Raw genomic sequence first — 20,289 nt, forward strand, 5'->3', positions numbered from 1 at the left:
AAAAGGCACCTTAACCCACGATGGCGAAAGCTTCGCGCGTGGCGCCGGAGGCTGTCCTGACCGGCTTGCGGCCAATCCATTGGACATGCCGTCCCAATGTTGCCGCGGCCGATTCGGTATTTCCCTGCCGCAAGGCGGTGAGGATCGCCCGGTGGTCCTGGTCGGTGCGCGTCTCCCACTCCGAGCGCCAGGCCGCGAACAGGAAGCGCGCGCTTGCCGCGTGCAGGTCGTCTATGGTGGCAAGCAGGCGCGGCATGCCGCAGGGCGCCAGGATCAGCCGGTGAAAGGCGCGATTGGCCTCCTCCCACGACCTGACGTCACGGGATTTGTCGCCGGCCTTTGTCGCCTCCTCGGCCTGGTCCAGAATGGCCGAGGTCAGATGCGGCGCGGCGTGGCGCAGTGCCAGCACTTCGAGCGCGGCCCGCATTTCGGCGACCTCCTTGACCTCGCCCAGATCGAAGGCCGCGACACGCACGCCACGGCGCGGCTCGCTGACGGCGAGGCCCTGCGCCTCGAGGCGGCGAAAGGCCTCGCGCACGGGAACGTGGCTGGTGTTGAATTCCTCGGCGACATGATCCTGCCGCAACCTCGCCCCCGGCTCGATCGCGCCGGAGATGATGCGGTCCGCCAACGCCTTGCCGATGCGCACCGCTATGGTGTCGTCCGTGCCTTTTGCCATGATTTATAGATAATTTGCGGTGGTGCGGCTTGTCGAGACGGCAGGGCGGATTCACAGGCGTCTTTTTACTGACGGCCCCTTAGGAACCTTCAGGCGCTCAGTTCACCCGGCTGATGCAGAAATCGATGACGTCGATCAGCGCCGATTTCTGCGACGTCTCTTCAAGCGGCGCCAAGGCGTCGCGGGCGATTTCGCCGAAATGGCGGGCGCGCCCTATCGTATCGGCAATGGCGCCGTGGCGGGTCATGAGGCCGATCGCCTTTTCCAGCCCGGCGTCGTCGGTGACATTGTCCTCGATGGCGCGCTTCCAGAAGGTGCGTTCGGCCTTGCTGCCGCGCCGGTAGGCGAGGATGACCGGCAAGGTCACCTTGCCCTCGCGGAAATCGTCGCCGACATTCTTGCCGAGATCCTTGCTGGTGCCGCCATAGTCCAGCGCATCATCGATCAGCTGGAAGGCAAGCCCGAGATTCATGCCGTAGGAACGCAGCGCCGCACGGTCGTTGCGGGTCGCCTGGGCGATGACCGGGCCAACCTCGGCGGCGGCCGAAAACAGCGCGGCGGTCTTGGCCTTGATGACGGCAAAATGCTCGTCTTCGGTGGTTTCGAGGTTCTTGGCGGCGGCCAGCTGCATGACTTCGCCCTCGGCGATGATCGAGGCTGCACTAGACAGGATGTCGAGCGCTTCGAGCGAGCCGACATCGACCATCATGCGGAAGGCCTGGCCAAGCAGGAAGTCGCCGACCAGCACGCTGGCCTGGTTGCCCCAGATCATGCGGGCGGTCTTCTTGCCGCGCCGCATGCCGCTTTCATCGACCACGTCGTCATGCAGAAGCGTGGCCGTATGCATGAATTCGACCGAAGTGGCGAGCTTGACGTGGCCCTCGCCGGCATAGCCGAACATCTGCGCCGCAGCTAGCGTCAGCATTGGCCTGAGCCGCTTGCCGCCGGACGAGATCAGGTGGTTGGCGACCTCGGGGATCATCTCGACGTCGGAGCCGGCCTTGGACAGGATCAGCTCGTTGACACGTCCCATATCGGCAGCAGTCAGATCGATGAGATCCTTGATGGAGGCGGGCTCCCGCTTCCCGTTTTCGATGTTGAGAACGACACCCACGACAATCACTCCCGTCTTGGTATAACGCGTGCGACGGCACCCTTAGTCCCGACAAGACTCTAGGGCCGCTGGCACGGCCACGGCAAGTGGCGAATTGGCGCGGCGGCGACAGCGTGTCAACGCCGGGAAATGCGGGAATGCGGCCGCACGTTTACATGCACGCCGCAACCTGCGAGTTTCTTGCGATGATAGAGCTCATCCGCACCAACGACGCCGTCATCATCTCCTTTGTCGAATCGCTGATGCGCGATGCCGGGATCGGCTGCTTCGTCGCCGACCAGAACATGAGCGTGCTCGACGGCTCGCTTGGTATCCTGCCGCGACGCGTCATGGTCGATGCCGACCAGGCCGACGCCGCGCGCCGCATCCTGACCGATGCCGGCATCGCCAACGAGATCCGGGGGAAATAATGTCGGCCGCGCCAGCCGCCCTTGTCCCGGATACGCCGGCTCATACGGTCGATGCGTTCCACCGCGGCCGGTTCTGGCTCGTGCAGCCCAAGCATGGCGGCCATCGCGCCGGGATGGATGCAATGATGCTGGCCGCATCCGTACCATCCTCGTTTGGCGGACGGCTCGCCGATTTCGGGGCCGGCGCCGGTGCTGCCGGTCTTGCGGTGCTGTCGCGCTGTCCGGGTGCCCAGGCTGTGCTGGTCGAACGCGCGCCTGAGATGGCGTCTTTCGCGGCAGCCACGCTTGCCCATCCGGGCAATGCGCACCTCAGCGATCGCGCTGCCGTGCTCGTCGCCGATGTCACCGTGTCGGGCCGCGCACGGGCCGCCACCGGCCTTGCCGACAATGATTTCGACTTCGTCATCATGAACCCGCCTTTCAACGCCGCACGGGACCGCGCCACTCCCGAGCCGCTAAGAAAGGAAGCGCACGTCATGGAGGATGGGCTGTTCGAAAGCTGGATCCGCAGTGCGGCGGCGGTTGTCAGGCCGCGCGGCGGGCTTGCCGTCATCGCCCGGCCCGAACAGCTCGGCGCCATTCTCGACGCGATTTCAGGCCGCTTCGGCGAAGCCGAGATGCTCGCCGTGCACCCTCGCCCGGACGCGGCCGCAATCCGCATTATCGTGCGGGCGGCCCTTGGGGCACGAGGAAAGCTCGCCATCCGTCCGCCCCTGATGCTTCACGCGCGATCGGGCAACGGCCCCGACGAGCGCAGCGAAATAATCACCAACGGGCTCGCCTCGCTGTTCGGAGACTGAACTGTTGCCTGGCCCGCACATTGCCGTTGGCCGGGAACTCCCTACATGCCTGCAACCATCGCCGGAGACCACGCCATCGTGAAACGTCTTTTCAACCGCCTGCTGCCGAAGTCCTGGCGCTCCACCGTCGTCACCGTTCCGGTCATCCGACTGCACGGCACCATCATGGCCGGCGGGGGGCAGTTCCGGCCGAGCCTGTCGCTTGCTTCCACCGCCGGACTGATCGAAAAAGCGTTTTCCTTCGAGGCGCCGGCGGTCGCGATCTCGATCAATTCGCCGGGCGGCTCGCCGGTGCAGTCGCGGCTGATTTTCAAGCGCATCCGCGACCTTGCGGTCGAGAAGAATAAAAAGGTCCTGGTCTTCGTCGAGGATGTCGCGGCGTCCGGCGGCTACATGATCGCGGTCGCAGGCGATGAGATCTTCGCCGATCCCTCCTCCATCGTCGGCTCAATCGGCGTGGTATCGGCTTCCTTCGGCTTCCCGGAACTGATGAAGAAGATCGGCGTTGAGCGCCGTGTCCACACCGCCGGCCAGAACAAGGCGGTGCTCGATCCATTCAAGCCCGAGAAGAAGGAAGACGTCCAGCGGCTCAAGGTGCTGCAGCTCGAAGTGCACGAGACCTTCATCGATCTGGTCAAGGAGCGCCGCGGTACGAAGCTGGCGGACGATCCGGATCTGTTCACCGGGCTGTTCTGGACCGGCAAGCGAGGCCTGGAGCTCGGCCTCGTCGATGCGCTGGGCGACATGCGCACGGTGCTGAAGACCCGCTTCGGGCCGAAGACCCAGCTCAGGCTGGTGGCGGCGCCGCGCGGTTTGTTCGGCCGCTTCGGCCTGTTCGGCTCGAGCAAGGGCTTTTCGGCGCCCGATATCGCCGCGGCTGCCGCCAGCGGCGTCATCGATGCGGCGGAAGAGCACGCATCGTGGGCGCGCTTCGGGCTTTGAAAAAGCCATGAAAGCGTCTAGCATGGTTGCCCGAAAGACCCGACCGGCCGGTCTTACCGGCCCAGCGTGGTAGGAGCTTGACATGCCGCAGATCATTTTCTTCGCCGTCGTCGGCGTCGCCGCCTATTTCGGCTACCGCACCTTCGTGCGCGAGGCTGAACGCGTGACGGCCAAGGTGCGGCGTACCGAAAAACAGGCGGCCAACGGCGCGATGGGAACGCTGGTCAAGGATCCGCGGACCGGCGAATACCGGCTGGCCAAGGACTGACCCTCATTTTACTCGCAATCGAGACCGCGGAATCCGGTCAGCGTGTCCGGACATGGGCCGCACCCGCCAAGATAAACCTAGCTTTGCACGTCACCGGCAGGCGCGCCGATGGCTATCATCTCATCGACAGCCTGGCTGTGTTCACGCGCTTTGGCGACAGGATCGAGATCGCGCCGGCCGACGCCGATGAGTTCAGCGTGTCCGGACGCTTTGCGGCGGACGTGCCGCTCGATGGCGGCAATCTGGTGCTGAAGGCTCGCGACGCCTTGCGGCAGGCCGCCGGCGTTCGGAGCACGCCGCCCGTATGCATCAGGCTCGAAAAGAACCTTCCGGTCGCATCCGGCGTGGGCGGAGGTTCGAGCGATGCGGCAGCCGTGCTGCGCGGGCTGACCGAGAGCTGGGGGCTAGAGCTCGATAGCGTTGAGCTGGCGCGGATCGGTCTTTCGCTCGGCGCAGATGTGCCGATGTGCCTGGCGGCAAAGCCGCTGATCGCGCGCGGCATCGGCGAGGAACTGTCGATAGTGCCGGATTTTTCGGCACTGGGTCTCGTGCTGGTCAATCCGGGCGTTCCGGTCTCGACGTCGGAAATCTTCGCCGCGCTTTCCCATCGCGATAGTGAGCCGCTGCCGCCGCTGCCGCGCAGTATCGATTTTCACAGCCTGCGCAACTGGCTGGAAATCACCCGCAACGATCTCGAGCAGCCAGCCCTTACGATGCAGCCCGCCATAGGCAGGGCGCTTTCATGGCTTGATAAGGCCGGATCGGGCTTTTCACGAATGTCCGGATCGGGTGGGACGTGCTTCGGCCTGTTCGAGACCGGCAATGTCGCCAAGCGCGCGGCGGCCGAGATCCGCAGCCGCCAGCCCGACTGGTTCGTCGCGGCAACGCGCAGCATGGCGTCGGAGGCTGGGCGAGATGGCCAGAATTGACGAGAGCCGTGCCTTCATTCCGGTGCGCATCGCGGTGCTGACTGTTTCCGACACACGCAGCCTTGCCGACGACAAATCCGGCCAGACACTGGTCGATCGCATCACCAAGGCCGGCCACATCCTGGCCACCCGCGATATCGTCACCGACGACCGCGAAAGAATCCGCGACACCGTTCTGGCATGGTCGCGGGACAAGGCCATCGACGTCGTGATCACCACTGGCGGAACCGGTTTTACCGGACGCGATGTGACGCCCGAGGCGCTGGAGCCGATCTTCGAAAAGCGCATGGACGGCTTTTCGGAAGTGTTCCACCGCATTTCCTATGACAAGATCGGCACCTCGACGATCCAGAGCCGGGCGACCGGCGGTGTCGTCAACGCCACCTTCGTCTTTGTGCTGCCGGGCTCGCCCGGCGCCTGCAAGGACGCCTGGGACGGCATCCTCGAGCCACAGCTCGACTACCGGCACATGCCCTGTAACTTCGTCGAGATCATGCCGCGCCTGGACGAACATCTGCGGCGCGGCAAATCGGCCCCGTAAAAGCCTCCAGCACCTCCTGCATCACCGCGCGGATCACTTCGTGCAGCCCATCCGGGTTCGAAAGCAGAATGTCTTTGACGGCAGCGNATCTGCGGCGCGGCAAATCGGCCACGTAAAAGCCTCCAGCACCTCCTGCATCACCGCGCGGATCACTTCGTGCAGCCCATCCGGGTTCGAAAGCAGAATGTCTTTGACGGCAGCGATGGCGGATTTATCTTCGGTCTTGGTCATGGTGGCGTTCCTTCGCGGGAATCAGGTGACGTTGAACATCACCAGCCTGCCATGAACGCCCTCTCTCAGCGAATTTGCAGAACTCTCAGCACACTACCGGCGGCGCTTGTACCTGGGCGGCGCCGCCCAGATCTCGGCGTCGAGTTTCTTTGTCGCCAGACCTCGTGCCAACGCCTCGGCGCTGCCGGCATTCTTGGACAGAGATGCCGCCTGTCGCTTGCTGATTACCAGTCCGTCGGCGAGCGCGCGGTTCGCGGAAAAGACCCGGGCCAGGAACGGTGGACGGCTGCCCCGCGCCCGCGAGAACCGGGCCGCCATTGTCTGCCTAGCCGTATGGGCGAGGACGGCGTCGATCCAGCCCTCCACCAGCCTCGCACCCGGCTCGAGAAACAGCAGCCAGTCACCCTTTGCCTGGCGGATGCCGGCGGCGATGCCGCCGCTCCCCACATAGTGGCAGCCGGCATGCTCGGCGACGCGATGCGTCTGGTCGCTGGAGCCGGTGTCGCAGACGACGACCTCGCGCACCACGCCCTCGACCGCGCCGCCAATCAGCGTCGACAGCGTACGGGCGAGCCCCTCCTCGTCATTGTGCGTTTCAATCAGAACACTGAGCATGATTAGCCGAATACCGGAAAGCGTCGATCGGCGCCAGTTTTCGCGGCGCACCATAGAAAGTTCTTGATTTGTTCTCATCGACGAAATAGGAATAATTTCATGAGCAGAGCGATTCGACACAACATGAACAGTCCTTGGGAGCGGGCGAAGATGGAACCGATCATGCGCGCCGACATTGCAGCCTTCGGAGCAGGACGAGCCGAAATGGCCAATGCAATGATCGAGCAGAGCGGCATGCGGGTCCGTCCGGACCGCAACCGCGGCCGGTCGGCAGGCATCAATCCGTCCGGCCGGTTCGAACCTGTCAGCCGGCATGTCTTCGACGACGGCTGGAGTTCGCTGGAGGAACTTCCTCCCTTCAAAACCGAGGTGCAGGTGGAAAAGCCGCGCACCATCATCACCCGCAACGAATCGCCCGACATCTCCTTCGACCGGTCGATCAATCCCTATCGCGGCTGCGAACACGGTTGCGTCTATTGCTTCGCGCGGCCGACGCACTCGTTCATGGGCCTGTCGCCGGGCCTGGACTTCGAATCCAAGTTGTTCGCCAAGCCCGACGCGGCACGCCTGCTCGACAAGGAATTGTCAAAGGATGGCTACCAGCCGCGCACCATCGCCATCGGCACCAACACCGATCCCTATCAGCCGATCGAGAAGCAGTACCGGATCATGCGCGAAATCCTCGAAGTGCTGGAGGCGCGCGGCCACCCGGTCGGCATCGTCACCAAGTCAGCCCTGGTCGTGCGCGACATCGACATTCTGTCGCGCATGGCGGAGCGGGGCTTGGCCAAAGTGGCGCTGTCGGTGACGACGCTTGACCGCATGCTGGCCAGGACGATGGAGCCTCGCGCATCGACGCCGACCAAGCGGCTGGAGGCGATCAGGCAGCTTTCGGATGCCGGTATCCCCGCCTCGGTGATGGTGGCGCCGATCATTCCGGGCCTGACCGACCAGGAGATGGAACGCGTCCTCGATTCGGCGCACCATGCCGGGGCGCGCGAGGCTGGCTACGTGGTGCTGCGCCTGCCGCTGGAGGTCAGCCCGATCTTCAAGGACTGGCTGCTGCGCCACTATCCCGACCGCTACCGCCACGTCATGTCGCTGATCCGTTCGATGCGCGACGGCAAGGACTACGATTCGGAATGGGGCAAGCGCATGAAGGGCGCCGGACCCTATGCCTGGCAGATCGGCCGGCGCTTCGAAATCACCGCCAAGCGGCTCGGCCTCAATGCCGAGCGGCGTACGCTGCGGACCGACCAGTTCGTCGCTGCCGGCAAGGACCAGGAGCAGTTGATGCTGCTCTGAACCGAAAATCGCCTCGGCTGTTCATTGCCGCCGTGGCAAAGAAATCCCGTCCGGCCTGCCCCGGCCTGCAGACGGTGCCCTCCCGGTCCGGCGCCCCACCCGACCCGGAGGGACTTGCGGAGAATCGGAGCCGATGCGAACCTCGCCGCAACATGGCTCGCGCGCGTTCTGATTCTCCGCCTCTCTTCGAAATCGTCGAGAAACCCGATTTCTCCTTCGAGACGAAGGCGATGGCCGATGGTTTGTGGCCGGTCGCGGGGATGGACGAAGCCGGCCGCGGCCCGCTCGCGGGTCCTGTGGTCGCGGCGGCAGTGGTGCTCGACCCCGCCAATATTCCCGAGGGTCTCGACGATTCCAAGCGGCTTAGCCACTTGCAGCGCGAAGCGCTGTTCCTGCACATCATCGGCTCCGCTCTCGGCGTCTCGATGGCGTCGATCAGCGCCGAGGGCATCGATGGCAGCAACATCCTCAAGGCGAGCCTCGAAGCGATGCGCCGCGCACTGGTCGGGCTGCCGGTGCAGGCTAAGCTCGCGCTCGCGGATGGGCGCGACGTGCCGCCGGGGTTGCCCTGCGAGGGGCGCGCGCTGATCAAGGGCGACCAGCGCTCCCAGTCGATCGCCGCGGCCTCGATCGTCGCCAAGGTCATGCGCGACCGCATGATGCGCGGCTGCGGCAATCATCACGACCGCTACGGCTTCGAAGTCCATATGGGCTACGCCACGGTCCGGCACCGCACGGCGATCGAGGCGCATGGGCCAGTGGCTCGACTGCATCGCTCCTCGTTTGCGCCGTTCCGACTGGGCGGGACGGATGTGGTTGAGGAAGAGAGCTTGGCCGGGCTGGAGTAAGGCGACGGCAGTGGTAATGCCGATCTTGCCCACGAGGGCGGAGATTGGCCGCTTTGACGCGCCGCTTTCTCCCAACAAAAAAAGCCGCCAGGTTGCCCGGGCGGCTTCATGTCAGCGACTGAAGAACGCTCAGTTCAGCTTGGCCTTCACGTCCTGCAGCGCGGACCTGAACAGGTCGGCTCCGGCCTTGGCGTCAACCTTGGCGGCGAGCAATGCGCGTGCCGCCTCGACGGCTATGTCGACGGCGCTGGCGCGCACTTCGGCAACCGCGTCACGCTCGGCTTGGCCGATCTTCTGCTCGGCAAGCGCGGTGCGCCTGGCAACGTAATCCTCGGTCTTCTTGTGGGCGTCAGCGGCCAGCAATTCGGCCTCGCGCTTGGCGGCCGCTACAATGTCGGCGGCCTCCTGCTCGGCTTCCTTGCGCTTCTTCTTGTATTGGCCGAGCAGTTGCTGGGCTTCGTCGCGCAGCTTGCGGGCCTCGTCGAGCTCACTGCTGATCCTGGCGGCGCGGGCGTCGAGCGCCTTGGCGATCATGCCGGGCACCTTGATGTAGACGGCGATGGCCAAGAAGATGATCAGGGCAATCGTGGCCCAGAGCGTTGCGAGAGATGTAGCGTCCATGATGCGCTCCTCACCGGGCCACGGATTTGACCGCGGCCGCGATCTCGGCCTTGCTGGCCTTGCCGCCAACGAGTGCCTCGACGATCGCCGAAGCGGTATCCTCGGCGATGCTGCCGACTTCCTTCATGGCATTGGCCTTGATGGAAGAAATGCGTGCCTCGGCCTCGCCAAGCTTCTCATCGAGCGCGGCCTCGATTTTCTTGCGCGCGGTGTCGGCTTCCGCCTTGGCCGCATCGTTGGCCTGCTGGCCGATCGAGTTCGCGTTCTTCTTGGCTTCCGCCAGTTCCTGCTCGTAAGCGGCAACGGCGGCGTCGGCCTCGCCCTTCAACTTGGCTGCCTGGTCGAGATCCTGGCTGATACGGTCGTTGCGGACATCGATGATGCCCCCGACGCGCGGCATCACGACCCGCTTCAGGAAAAGGTAGAACAGCCCGAACGTGATCGCCAGCCACAGAAGCTGCGACGGAAACGTCTCCGGATTGAATGGCGGAAACGTGCCGTGCGCTTCGGCAGGCACGCTGGTGCCGGAATGCGTGTCGCCTCCGGTCGCAGCGTGGCTGGTGTCAGCTGATGGCGCGGACTCTTGCGCGAAGGCAGATGTCACGAACATGGACTATCCCCAGATATCAGGCCCGCCGCTTGCGCGGCCGGCCTGTCCAATCTTCTCAGTACTCAGCCGAACAGGGCCAGAAGTGCGATGAGAAGCGAGAAGATGCCCAGAGCTTCGGTCACGGCGAAGCCGAAGATCAGGCGGCCGAACTGGCCGTCGGCAGCCGACGGATTGCGCAGCGCGCCCGAGAGGTAGCTGCCGAAGATGTTGCCCAGGCCAATGCCCGCGCCACCCATGCCCAGGCAAGCGATGCCGGCGCCGATGTACTTTGCTGCTTCTGCGTCCATTTGTTCAACTCCTTTGGATCTGAAATTCCGTTGCGATTTCCATCCGGCGCCAGTGTTGGAAACCCTTGGGCCGGAAACTCTTGGGGCCTTAGTGCCCGGGATGCAGGGCGTCGTTGAGATACATGCAGGTCAATACCGCGAAGACGTAGGCCTGCAGGAAGGCGACCAGCAATTCAAGCGCCGTCAGCGCCACCGCCATGGCCAGCGGCAGGACCGAGCCCGCGACGCCGACCGCGCCGAGTGCGGAGAGGCTGACGACGAAGCCGGAGAACACCTTGAGCGTGATGTGGCCCGCCAACATGTTGGCGAACAGACGAACCGAGAGGCTGACCGGGCGCGACACGAAGGAAATGACTTCGATCAACACAACCAGCGGCAGCAGGAACACCGGCACGCCATGCGGCACGAACAGTTTCAGGAAACCGAAACCATGCTTCATGAACCCGTAGACCACCACGGTTCCGATCACCAATGCGGCGAGACCGAAAGTGACGATGATGTGGCTGGTGACGGTGAAGAAATAGGGGAACAGGCCGAGCAGATTGGCGACCAGCACGAACATGAACAGCGAGAACACGAAGGGGAAGAACTTCATGCCCTGCGTGCCGGCGGCGTCGCGCAGCATGTTGCCGACGAACTCATAGGCCATCTCGGAGACCGACTGCAGCCGGCCGGGGACCAGGCTGCGGCTCGACGTCGTCAGCAGCAGGAAGGCCGCCGCAACGACCACGGTCGCGACCATGAACAGTGCGGAATTCGTGAAAGACAGGTCGTAGCCGCCGATATTAATCGGAACCAGCTTGATGATATGGAACTGGTGGATCGGATCGACCTTGTCAGCTGCCACGTTCTAACCCCGTCAATGCCGCGTACGGCCAAATTTATCATTGCCGCGCGAGAGCGGCTATTTGCTGTTGTCCCGGTCAGGGCGCGATTTGTTGCCCTGTCCGAATTCCGCCACAACGCCAGCTGAACGCATGACATTGAGCACGCCGGCGCCAAAGCCAAGCAGCAGGAAAACGATCAGACCCCACGGCGATGTCCCCGCCATACGGTCGATGATCCAGCCGATGCCGGCGCCTACCACCACCCCGGCGATAAACTCGCTGGATAGTTTGATCGCCTGACCGTATCCGGTCACTGGTCTCGCGTCGTCTTTCCCCTCGAGCCGGTTCGGCAGCCTTGTCGCAAGCGATGCTCCAAGTTCACGCCGACGTCGCTCAAGATCGTCGTCGCGGATTTCGGGGTCATGCTGCTTGCCGCGGCCGGTTTCTCCGGTTCCGTCTGGCCTGTTTTTCTCGGCCATCGCAACCCCCCTGCCCGGGCAGACCGTCACCGTCCCGTCCGTTTCTAAAGTCGCCGGCAACATAGTTAGAGGGTTTGCGCCCGTCAAGCCACGGAGGGAAGTTCCGCTCTGTGTATTTTAGCTAGGAAAATCAAATAATTAGAAAGGTGCGACATCGTGCCCTTTGCGATCGGCGGGATGCGCCGCGCGAATCCCCCCGACAATGGCTCTCCGATCGACCGTGCGACCGCGCGAAAACACGGGCGGCGGCGGACCGCTCAGCTCCAGCCACCACCATAGGTCCGGTAGAAGATATGCAGGCCGATCTTGGTCATCTTCTGCATCGTGCGCGCCCAGCCAGGATGGACGTAATTGGCATAGTAGTGGGTCGACGATCCCACTTCCGGAATGAAGATCTTGCCGGCGGTGACGGCCATGCCGACATCCTGAGCGGTCTTGTAGGCGACCGGATTGTCGATGCGCTTCTTCCTGCCGTCGCAGGCGAAGGAGAACTGGCAGCGGTTGAACCAGCTGTCGTTCTGGTAGACGACGCCGCAGATCGAATTGGGATAGGCAGGATTGCGGACCCGGTTGAGGATCACCTGGGCAACGGCGGCCTGACCGCGCACGGCTTCGCCGCGGGCCTCGAAATAGATGCCGTTGGCCAGGCACTTCTGCTCCGGCTTGGAGAAGACGCTGGCCGGAAGCGGATTCTGGATCCAGGCGTGGTCGCCCTTGGCCATCGGCGGAATGAAGCGGCCGCTGTTGGGCTCTTCATCCTGAAGCAGGGCCTCAAAGGGTGAGGCCTTGGCATAGTCGGGCGCGGATTGCGCATAGGCGGTCGCCAGCACATCGGGATGGTCGTTGTTGACCAGGGCGGCAAGCATGGCCGGCACGCCGGGATCCGGCTTCTTGTCCTCACGCGCATGAAATGCCGCGGCGATCTGGATTTCCTTGCCTTTGATCCGCGGTTTGGCGAAGGCCATTTTCAGGTCGCCGTCCATGCTCGGCCGCATCAGCGAGGAGGTCCGCTGGAAGATCGAGCCGGCATTGAAGTTCTTCGGTGGTGCCACGGGAGAGACCTGGACGATGCGGCCCTTCTTGTCGGCGCGCACGACGCGATCCTCGTCGGGCGACCCGCTGACCTTGCCGCCCTTGCCGCGAAACGAGACCGCGCCGACACCGGGAAGGCGAACGCCGGAACCCGAGATCGAACTGGTGACGTCGGAATCGACGAACGGCATCTCGGCGGCATGGACCGAACCGGCGACGGATTTCTCGACATAGGAATTCCAGCGCGTGGTCGGCGATTCAAGGCCGGAAACGAGGCTGGTCATGTCCTGGTAGGCAGCGACGGTCGGAAAGCCGATCCAGATGCCGAGACCGATGATGAACGGAGACACAAGGCTGCGTTTCTCACCGGCGGCGGCCATCAGCCGCTTCAAGACACGTCGATGCACGGAACTCTCTCCAGGAACGCAACTGACCCCACTGGAGAGCAAAATGATGCATTAACCTTGATGGGACGTTAACGAGGTCGGTCAGGTTTTCTCGGTCGGCTGGAGGTCGTGGTTTCGAAGTCTGGCGATTTTGCGGCGGGAGGCTCAGTCCGCGGCAGGAAGATCGGCCAAGCGACCAGGGCGCAGGCGGCTGCCGACAGCCACACGCCAGGCCATGACCAGAGGTGCAGCAGCCCTGGGATGGCCACCGGAACCAGGAAGAAGCCGACAAAGACAAAGCTGTTGGCAAGGCTGAGCGCGGTTCCGACATGGCCGGCACCGGCAAGCGTGGCAAGCTCGGTATAGGCAACGCCGTGCCAGGCGGAGACCGAGATGCCGGCAACGACAAGCACCAGGGGCAGGACAGCGATCAGGATGGATTGGCTGGCAGGCATCGCGGGAGCGGCCAGAACCAGCAACCAGAGCACCACGAAGGCCAACGCGCTGTGCGCACTGCACAAGCGGAGAAATTGACGGCGGTTGCCGTGGCGGTCGGTAAAGCGGCCACTCCAGACGCGCATGACCATGGCGCCGACCTGTACAGCGGCGAGGCTGGCGCTGATCGCCGTCGTGCCAAGCCCGGCGAAGTCGTGCAGGAACACCGACGCGAAAGTGAGGACCGCCACCTGCGGAAAGCAGAGCAGGCCGATGGCGGTCGAGATGCGCCAGACCTCGATGTTGCGCAACGGCGCCTGGCCTGCCGCTTCAGATGAAGCGGCGTGGCCGCCACCCGCCATCGGCGGTTCGTGCAGCCAACGCCAGGCGAACAGGGCGGAGAGAGCGGATGCCGCCGCCAAAAGCCCGAACACCGCGGCGAACCCGAAAGCCAGGGCAAGGGAAGGCAGGACGAGTGCGCCGAGGCCGCCGCCAAGCGGCACCGCCGTCTGCCTGATGCTCATGGCAAAACCGCGCTCATTCTCCCGGAACCAGGCCATGATGGCGCGGCCGCTCGAGCCATTGACACTTCCGCCGAGCAATCCCGTGACGAGCAGGCTTGCCGCCAGCAACGTGACATCGGGAATGCTTGACCTTGTCGGCACGACGAGCATCGCCATCGTCAGCAGCGAGGCCGCCGTTGCACCGAGGCCGATCAGAAGCACGCGGCGATCCCCCCAGCGGTCGGTGAGCAGGCCCCATGGCAGCTCACTGAGCGCAACCCCCAGTCCAAGAAGACCGAGCGCCAGGCCAAGCTCGGCATTGCTCAAGTGATAGCCCTGACGAAGCACGACCGCCGTTGCCGGTATGCCGGAGAAAGTAGCCGAGAAACCGGCATTCGCGGCAACTCCGATGCCCAAGACCTTCCAGCGGTGGTTGGGGCCGAAGGTCCGGCCGGCCGCGGTCGTGATGGTGCCTCGCCCGGATAGCTGGCAATCGTTGCGAATGACGGTGGCAGACATGATTCCATTCCCGTGACGCCGGTCGAGCGGCCTTGACGGGAGGCATGTAGCGCCATAGCTTCATCCATAAAATCAGGAATATTTTGATCGATAATCCTGAAAATAAGGATGATCTCATGCGCCGCGTCACATTCGATCTCGACGTGCTCAGGACTTTCGTCACCGGCATGGAACTGGGAAGTTTTGCCAGGGCAGCTGAGCGGCTTGGCCGCTCGACCTCCGCCGTCAGCGCGCAGCTGAAGAAACTGGAAGAGCAGGCCGATACACCGATCTTCCGTAAGGCGGGGCGCGGCCTGTCACTGACCGAAGCCGGCGAGACGATGCTCGGCTATGCGCGGCGCCTGATCGAGCTCAATGACGAGGCAGCCCTGGCGATCCGCGAGGTCGAACTAGAGGGCTGGGTGCGGCTCGGCTTGCAGGAGGATTTCGGCGAGGCCGTGTTGCCGGAGGTGCTCGGTCGCTTCGCTCGCGCCCACCCCAAGGTTCGGATCGAAGCACGGATTGGACGCAGCCACGAATTGGCCGAGCGTGTCCTTTCCGGCAACCTCGACATTGCGCTCGCCTGGCATGATGGCACGACGCTGCCGTATAGCCGGCATGTCGCCGACGTGCAGGCGCGCTGGATCGGGCCGGCGAAACCAATAGAGGCAGGCCCCCACAATGGCGAGGCGCTGCAACTGGTTGTGTTCGAGGCGCCTTGCCTGCTGCGCACCGTGGCGACCGAGACGCTGGATCGTGCCGGGCGGCCCTGGCGGATGGCGTTCTCCAGCCCCAGCCTTGGCGGCATATGGGCGGCGGTGGCGGCTGGCCTCGGGCTGACGATCCGCACCGACATCGGCCTGCCCGCGAATGTCCGGGCGCTCGCGCCCGGAATGCTCGGGCTGCCGCCGCTGCCGAAGATGGCGCTCCATCTGCATCAGAAGGATGCCGAGCTCGAGCCGGTCGCGGCGCGGCTGGCCGACATCCTGCTCCAATCGGCGTTCGAGGCGTTGCCCGAGGGCGCCGAGATGAAAGAGACCCTGCCAAAAGTCGCTTAGTGCAGCTCCCGACGGAGGGGGGTTGCCGCCTCCATCCTCAACGCTTCTTCGCGCGGCCGGCGAACGGATTGTCCGAAGTGCGCAGCGCGATGCGGATCGGCACGCCCGGCATGTCGAAGGCTTCGCGCAGGCTGTTGGAGAGATAGCGGACATAGCTTTGCGGCATCGCGTCCGGCCGCGAACACTGGACAACGAAGCCCGGCGGCCGGGTCTTGGCCTGGGTGACGTATTTGACCTTCAGCCGGCGCCCGGCAACGGCGGGCGGCGGGTGATGCGTCAGGATGGCTTCAAGCCAGCGGTTGAGCTTGCCGGTCGAAACACGGCTGTTCCAGACCTTGTGCGTCCTCAACACCGCATCCATCAGCTTGTCGAGGCCGCGTCCGGTCTCGGCCGAGACCGGCACAGCCTGGATGCCGCGCGCCTGAGGCAACAGCCGCTCGGTCTTCTCGCGCAATTCGGCCAACAGTTCCTGCGGGTTGTCGATCAGGTCCCATTTGTTGAACGCGATCACCGGTGCCCGGCCCTCGCGGATGATCAGATCGGCGATCTGCAGGTCCTGCTTTTCGAAGGGAATGGTGGCGTCGAGTACGATGATGACGATCTCGGCGAAACGGATGGCGCGCAGGCCATCCTGCACCGACATTACTTCCAGCTTTTCGTGGATCCTGGCCTTGCGGCGCATGCCGGCGGTGTCGAACAGTTTGATACGGCGGCCGCGCCAGTCCCAGTCGACCGAAATGGAATCGCGGGTGATGCCGGCTTCCGGTCCGGTCAGCAGCCGCTCCTCGCCGATCAGCGCGTTGATCAGCGTCGATTTGCCGGCGTTCGGCCGCCCGACGACGGCGATGCGCATCGGCTTGGTGTCGTCATAGGATGGCTCGGCGTCCGGATCGGCGATGTCCTCGCCGATCAGCACCTCGCTGGCGGCGGCCTCTTCGTCGTCTGTATCCTCGTCTTCACCGAAGGCGCGCGCCTCGCCGAGCGCTTCGATCACGGCGTCGCGCAGGTCGGGCATGCCCTGGCCGTGCTCGGCAGAAACCGGGATCGGTTCGCCAAGGCCAAGTTCCCAGGCCTCCAGCATGCCGCCCTGGGCACCCTTCGCCTCGGCCTTGTTGGCGACCAGCACGACCGGCTTGCCGGATTTTCGCACGATCTCGGCAAAGGTCCTGTCATCCGGCAGCAGGCCGGACTTGGCGTCGATGGTGAAAAAGATCAGATCCGCCTCGCGGATGGCGATTTCGGTCTGCGCGCGCATGCGGCCCGGCAAGGTCGAAGCTCCGGCGTCCTCGAAGCCCGCGGTATCGATGACATCGAAATGCAGATCGTAAAGCTTGGCGGCGTGGACGCGGCGGTCGCGGGTGACGCCCGGCGTGTCGTCGACGAGCGCCAGCTTTCTTCCCACCAGCCGATTGAAAAGCGTCGATTTGCCGACGTTAGGTCTGCCGATGATGGCGACTTTGAATGTCATCCGACCCTACATCTTCCATGCATGTCGTGGTCCCAAACCGCCGCGCGCCTTGGGAAAGAGGTCACGATGCACTGCCCGACCCGCGGATCAGCTCGGACATCAAGGTCGCCCGCTCGCGCGTGTTGCGTGGGGCGCCATCATCGGAGGCGATCTGATCGAACAGTTTCAGCGCATCCTGGGTCTTGCCTTCCTTCCAGGCGGCAAGGCCAAGCGCCTCGCGCGCGCTGTGGCGCAGGGTGTTAGTGTCCGATGTCAGCGCCTCGACGCGGCTCGACACGTCGGCGAAGGAGCCATGATCGACGAGCAGGAGCGCCGCCCTCAGCCGCGCCATGTCGCGCAGGCCCTGGGGAATGGCGGTGTCGGCGGCGACATCGTCGAAGTCCTTGACGGCGGCATCGACGTCGCCCTTGTTGGCCTTGACGGTCGCGGCGCGCATGCGGGCGAGTAGGGGATAGGCGCCGTAACCATCCTTTTCCAGCTGATCGAGCGCGGCCAGCGCGTCATCGTTCTTCCCATCATTGGCAAGCTTCAGCGCCTGCGAGAAGGCATCGCCGGAGCGATTGGCGCGCGTCTCGTCCCAATAGCGATAGCCGACGAAGGCCGCGGTGCCGAGCACCACAAGCACCGCAATGACAAGCAAGGCCGGGCCAAAACGGTCCCACAGCTTCTGCGCCTGCTCGCGACGCATCTCATCATTGACTTCGCGAATAAAACTGTCGTCGGACATCAATCAAACCATTCCTGCCCCGGGCCGGGGCGGTTCATGAGCCCGCGTTTTAGCGAAATTTTGTCGGCATGGAAGGGGTTCGGCCGGAAAATCGGCTATTCCCGGGGCAAACCAATGTTTGTCCCCGGGGCAAACCAATGTTTGTCCCCGGGGCAAACCAATGTTTGTCCCCGGGGCAAACCAATGTTTGTCCCCGGGGCAAACCAATGTTTGTCCCCGGGGCAAACCAATGTTTGTCCCCGGGGCAAACCCACGAAAACCCAATCGCACCGGCGCCACATTTGCGCGATAGCCGGCTTGCCGACCACCCGGAGCCCGTGAATTTGCCAGTGCCTTGTTTGTCCCGCGTTGTTTTGTTCTCGCTTGCCTCGCTCGCCACCGCCGGCGCGGCCCTGGCCGATCCGCCCGCGCCACCAGCACCGGCAAGGCCGAAGCAGATCGTGATCATCTCCTTCGACAGCGCGCGCGACATCTCGCAGTGGAAGCGCAGCCGCGCGCTGGCCCAGCGCACCGGCGCGCATTTCACCTATTTCCTGTCCTGTGTCTTCCTGTTGTCGCCCGAGACACGCGGCCAATACACCGCGCCTGGCAAGACGGCGGGCAAATCCAACATCGGCTTTGCCGCATCAAGGCAGGACGTGGCCGAGCGGCTGGAACAGATCGGCCTCGCCGCCCATGAGGGTCACGACATTGCCAGCCACGCCTGCGGCCATTTCGACGGCAAGGATTGGAGCAAGGCCGACTGGCTGAAAGAGTTCGCCTCCTTCGAGCACATTTTCGAGAACGCCTATGCCATCAACGGCATTGCGCCCGAACCCGAGGGCTGGCGGGAATTCGCGCGGCATGCGGTGGCCGGTTTCCGGGCGCCGTATCTGTCGACCGGCAAAGCGCTTTACGAGGCACTCCCGGCAGCCGGCTATCGGTTCGACGCCAGCGGCGTTTCAATGGGGCCTGCCCTGCCGCCGACCGTTGGCGGCATCACCAACTTTTCCCTGCCGCGGATTCCGGAAGGGCCAAAATCACGGCCGGTGATCGCCATGGACTACAATCTGTACGTCCGCCATTCCGGCGGCTTCGAGCGGCCGAGCAACGCCGGCGAGTTCGCGGACCGGACCTACCAGGCGTTTCACGCCGCCTTCGACGCGCAATATCGGGGCAAGCGCATTCCGCTGGAACTCGGCTTCCACTTCACGCTGATGAATGACGGCGCCTACTGGAACGCGCTGGAACGTTTTGCGGGCGAGGTCTGCGTCAAATCAGATGTCGAGTGCATCAGTTTTCGCGATTACGTCTCGCGGCAGGATGGCGGCCAGAAGCAGGCGACAGTCGGCGGCTGACCCGCCAACCGGCGTTTCGTTCAGAGCGTCGTCAAGCCGGATCCTCGGCGCCCTGCCTTGCCAGATAGCGCTGATCAATATCAGGCAGGGGCTCGCCCTGCAGCGTCGCCTCGAAGGCGCGCAGGCGTTTGTGCACCGATTGCAGCTCGACGATGGTCGACCACGAGGTAAGCAGGAACTGCAGCGAACCCGTCACCTTGCCGAACGCGTTCGATATCTGGTTCAGCGCGCCGAACGTTATCTTGTGCGCGACCAGCGACGGACCCAGGATCAGCAGCGAGAAAATGTTGTCGGCCTGCAGGTAAGTGTACCGGACGACGTTGAAATAGATGTAGTGGAAATAGAGCCGGAAATAATTGTGCCGGACATTGGCGAACAGCTCGGCGGTGGTGGCGGGTTGCGCCCTGTCCGCATGATCCTCGCCATAGACCAGCTCCTTGCGGTAAGCGGCTTCGACGCGCTGGTTGCGGAACTGCAGGCCGGGAAGCTTCATGCCGGCAATCATCACCGAGATCGTGCCGAACAGACACCAGGCAAGTGCCGCGACCACCAATGGCTGCGGGATCGCGCCGATGATCGGCAGTTCGCTGATATGGGCCTGCAACTGGATCATCACCGGCAGGAAGGCGATCAGGGTCATGATCGACTGGACAAAGCTGGAACCGAGATCCTCCATGATCTGCGAGAACCGCATCGTATCTTCCTGTATGCGCTGCGAAGCGCCCTCGATATGGCGCAGCCTGCTCCAGTTCTCGATAAAATAATTGTTCATGGCTGTGCGCCAGCGGAAGATCCAATGGCTGACGACGAAGGCGTTGACCACTTGCACGTTCATGCCGACCAGGGCCAGCCATGAGAAGTCGGCCAATCCGGTATAGAACTCGGCGTCCGTCGACTTTCCGGTGCCCGACATCAGCCCCTGTACATAGTCGAAGAACGGGCCGTACCAGGCGTTGACGGCGACACTGACCTGCACGTTGAAATAGATGAAGAACAGGATGACCGCCGTCATCAGGATCGACCAGCGCTGCCATGGGTGCGGCGAATACCAGCTCCAGAACGCATAGAAGATGGCCACGCACAGCACGAAGTAGATGTAGAACCAGAGGAATGGCTTCGATACCAGAATGGCGATGCCGATGATGGGTGGCGCGCCGGGAGCAGCAGGAGGCATGCCGAAAACCGCCCCCAATTGCTCCCCGCCGAAAAACCAGAACAGGATCGCCGCAAGGCTCCAGATGGCGGCCGAAGAGAAGAACAGCTTCGGCTGCGGGAAGAAGGATACGAACACTGTGGCGAATTCCTCGATCTATGCGCAAATCAGGTGGGTTCGGCGGGC

General features: G+C 63.9%; 23 protein-coding genes. 10 read left to right on the plus strand and 13 right to left on the minus strand.

Annotated elements, in window-relative coordinates:
• Positions 1-10: 10 nt before the first annotated feature.
• Together X739_RS153655 and X739_RS153650 are read right to left on the minus strand one after the other, a co-directional pair.
• The gene (locus X739_RS153655; protein WP_023794595.1) at positions 11-679 is read right to left on the minus strand and encodes a GntR family transcriptional regulator; all 669 of its coding nucleotides are present in this window, start codon (positions 677-679) and stop codon (positions 11-13) included.
• Positions 680-776: 97 nt separating this feature from the next.
• Complete coding sequence (locus X739_RS153650; protein ID WP_023772962.1) at positions 777-1,793, minus strand: polyprenyl synthetase family protein; 1,017 nt, start codon at positions 1,791-1,793, stop codon at positions 777-779.
• A gap of 185 nt (positions 1,794-1,978) precedes the next feature.
• On the opposite strand from X739_RS153650, the gene X739_RS153645 reads away from it, so the two are divergent.
• The 6 genes from X739_RS153645 (at position 1,979) to moaB (ending at position 5,683) form a co-directional block, all read left to right on the plus strand.
• The gene (locus tag X739_RS153645; protein ID WP_015318845.1) at positions 1,979-2,203 is read left to right on the plus strand and encodes a DUF2007 domain-containing protein; all 225 of its coding nucleotides are present in this window, start codon (positions 1,979-1,981) and stop codon (positions 2,201-2,203) included.
• A complete protein-coding gene (locus X739_RS153640; protein ID WP_023794596.1) occupies positions 2,203-3,003 on the plus strand; it encodes a tRNA1(Val) (adenine(37)-N6)-methyltransferase in 801 nt (266 codons plus the stop codon). The genes X739_RS153645 and X739_RS153640 overlap by 1 nt, the downstream gene beginning before the upstream one ends.
• Before the next feature lie 78 nt (positions 3,004-3,081).
• Positions 3,082-3,945: a S49 family peptidase gene (locus X739_RS153635; protein WP_023794597.1), complete on the plus strand. Its 864-nt coding sequence runs from the start codon at positions 3,082-3,084 to the stop codon at positions 3,943-3,945.
• Positions 3,946-4,027: 82 nt separating this feature from the next.
• Positions 4,028-4,213 (plus strand): membrane protein, encoded by a 186-nt coding sequence (locus X739_RS153630; RefSeq protein ID WP_023772965.1) that lies wholly within the window; start codon positions 4,028-4,030, stop codon positions 4,211-4,213.
• 5 nt (positions 4,214-4,218) lie between these two features.
• On the plus strand, positions 4,219-5,142 hold the full coding sequence (locus X739_RS153625; protein ID WP_198026142.1) for a 4-(cytidine 5'-diphospho)-2-C-methyl-D-erythritol kinase: 924 nt from the start codon (positions 4,219-4,221) through the stop codon (positions 5,140-5,142).
• Positions 5,129-5,683, plus strand: coding sequence for a molybdenum cofactor biosynthesis protein B (moaB, locus tag X739_RS153620; RefSeq protein ID WP_023772967.1), 555 nt, complete (start codon positions 5,129-5,131; stop codon positions 5,681-5,683). The genes X739_RS153625 and moaB overlap by 14 nt, the downstream gene beginning before the upstream one ends.
• 324 nt (positions 5,684-6,007) lie before the next feature.
• On the opposite strand, the gene X739_RS153610 is transcribed toward moaB, so the two are convergent.
• Complete coding sequence (locus tag X739_RS153610; protein WP_023794600.1) at positions 6,008-6,529, minus strand: glycosyltransferase; 522 nt, start codon at positions 6,527-6,529, stop codon at positions 6,008-6,010.
• 150 nt (positions 6,530-6,679) lie between these two features.
• On the opposite strand from X739_RS153610, the gene X739_RS153605 reads away from it, so the two are divergent.
• Entirely contained in the window at positions 6,680-7,834 is a 1,155-nt protein-coding gene (locus X739_RS153605; protein WP_023794601.1) for a PA0069 family radical SAM protein, read from the plus strand.
• Positions 7,835-7,986: 152 nt separating this feature from the next.
• The gene (locus X739_RS153600) at positions 7,987-8,682 is read left to right on the plus strand and encodes a ribonuclease HII (RefSeq protein ID WP_023771005.1); all 696 of its coding nucleotides are present in this window, start codon (positions 7,987-7,989) and stop codon (positions 8,680-8,682) included.
• A gap of 129 nt (positions 8,683-8,811) precedes the next feature.
• On the opposite strand, the gene X739_RS153595 is transcribed toward X739_RS153600, so the two are convergent.
• The 7 genes from X739_RS153595 to X739_RS153565 all read right to left on the minus strand — a co-directional run bounded on the left by X739_RS153595 (position 8,812) and on the right by X739_RS153565 (position 14,381).
• Positions 8,812-9,303 (minus strand): F0F1 ATP synthase subunit B, encoded by a 492-nt coding sequence (locus X739_RS153595; RefSeq protein WP_023771006.1) that lies wholly within the window; start codon positions 9,301-9,303, stop codon positions 8,812-8,814.
• A 10-nt stretch (positions 9,304-9,313) separates the two neighbouring features.
• Positions 9,314-9,913, minus strand: a complete 600-nt coding sequence (locus X739_RS153590) for a F0F1 ATP synthase subunit B (RefSeq protein ID WP_023771007.1) — start codon at positions 9,911-9,913, stop codon at positions 9,314-9,316.
• A gap of 62 nt (positions 9,914-9,975) precedes the next feature.
• Positions 9,976-10,200: a F0F1 ATP synthase subunit C gene (locus X739_RS153585; protein WP_013896722.1), complete on the minus strand. Its 225-nt coding sequence runs from the start codon at positions 10,198-10,200 to the stop codon at positions 9,976-9,978.
• A gap of 88 nt (positions 10,201-10,288) precedes the next feature.
• A complete protein-coding gene (locus tag X739_RS153580) occupies positions 10,289-11,047 on the minus strand; it encodes a F0F1 ATP synthase subunit A (RefSeq protein WP_023771008.1) in 759 nt (252 codons plus the stop codon).
• 57 nt (positions 11,048-11,104) lie between these two features.
• Positions 11,105-11,506 carry an AtpZ/AtpI family protein gene (locus X739_RS153575; RefSeq protein WP_023771009.1) on the minus strand — a complete coding sequence of 134 codons (402 nt, stop codon included), beginning with the start codon at positions 11,504-11,506 and terminating at the stop codon, positions 11,105-11,107.
• Between the two features lie 257 nt (positions 11,507-11,763).
• Positions 11,764-12,945, minus strand: a complete 1,182-nt coding sequence (locus tag X739_RS153570) for a cell wall hydrolase (protein ID WP_023771010.1) — start codon at positions 12,943-12,945, stop codon at positions 11,764-11,766.
• Between the two features lie 68 nt (positions 12,946-13,013).
• Positions 13,014-14,381 carry an MFS transporter gene (locus tag X739_RS153565; RefSeq protein WP_023771011.1) on the minus strand — a complete coding sequence of 456 codons (1,368 nt, stop codon included), beginning with the start codon at positions 14,379-14,381 and terminating at the stop codon, positions 13,014-13,016.
• Positions 14,382-14,497: 116 nt separating this feature from the next.
• On the opposite strand from X739_RS153565, the gene X739_RS153560 reads away from it, so the two are divergent.
• Positions 14,498-15,418, plus strand: a complete 921-nt coding sequence (locus X739_RS153560; RefSeq protein WP_023771012.1) for a LysR substrate-binding domain-containing protein — start codon at positions 14,498-14,500, stop codon at positions 15,416-15,418.
• A 37-nt stretch (positions 15,419-15,455) separates the two neighbouring features.
• Here X739_RS153560 and der read toward each other — a convergent pair whose 3' ends face one another.
• On the minus strand, positions 15,456-16,886 hold the full coding sequence (gene der, locus X739_RS153555; protein ID WP_023782200.1) for a ribosome biogenesis GTPase Der: 1,431 nt from the start codon (positions 16,884-16,886) through the stop codon (positions 15,456-15,458).
• A 61-nt stretch (positions 16,887-16,947) separates the two neighbouring features.
• A complete protein-coding gene (locus X739_RS153550) occupies positions 16,948-17,613 on the minus strand; it encodes a tetratricopeptide repeat protein (RefSeq protein ID WP_023771013.1) in 666 nt (221 codons plus the stop codon).
• A 323-nt stretch (positions 17,614-17,936) separates the two neighbouring features.
• Between X739_RS153550 and X739_RS153545 the strand changes: the two genes are divergently transcribed.
• Positions 17,937-18,950, plus strand: coding sequence for a polysaccharide deacetylase (locus X739_RS153545; RefSeq protein WP_198026139.1), 1,014 nt, complete (start codon positions 17,937-17,939; stop codon positions 18,948-18,950).
• A gap of 31 nt (positions 18,951-18,981) precedes the next feature.
• On the opposite strand, the gene sbmA is transcribed toward X739_RS153545, so the two are convergent.
• Positions 18,982-20,241, minus strand: a complete 1,260-nt coding sequence (gene sbmA / locus X739_RS153540; protein WP_023771015.1) for a peptide antibiotic transporter SbmA — start codon at positions 20,239-20,241, stop codon at positions 18,982-18,984.
• Positions 20,242-20,289 lie beyond the last annotated feature (48 nt).

The organism is Mesorhizobium sp. LNHC209A00, from assembly GCF_000502915.1.
Lineage (GTDB): Bacteria > Pseudomonadota > Alphaproteobacteria > Rhizobiales > Rhizobiaceae > Mesorhizobium.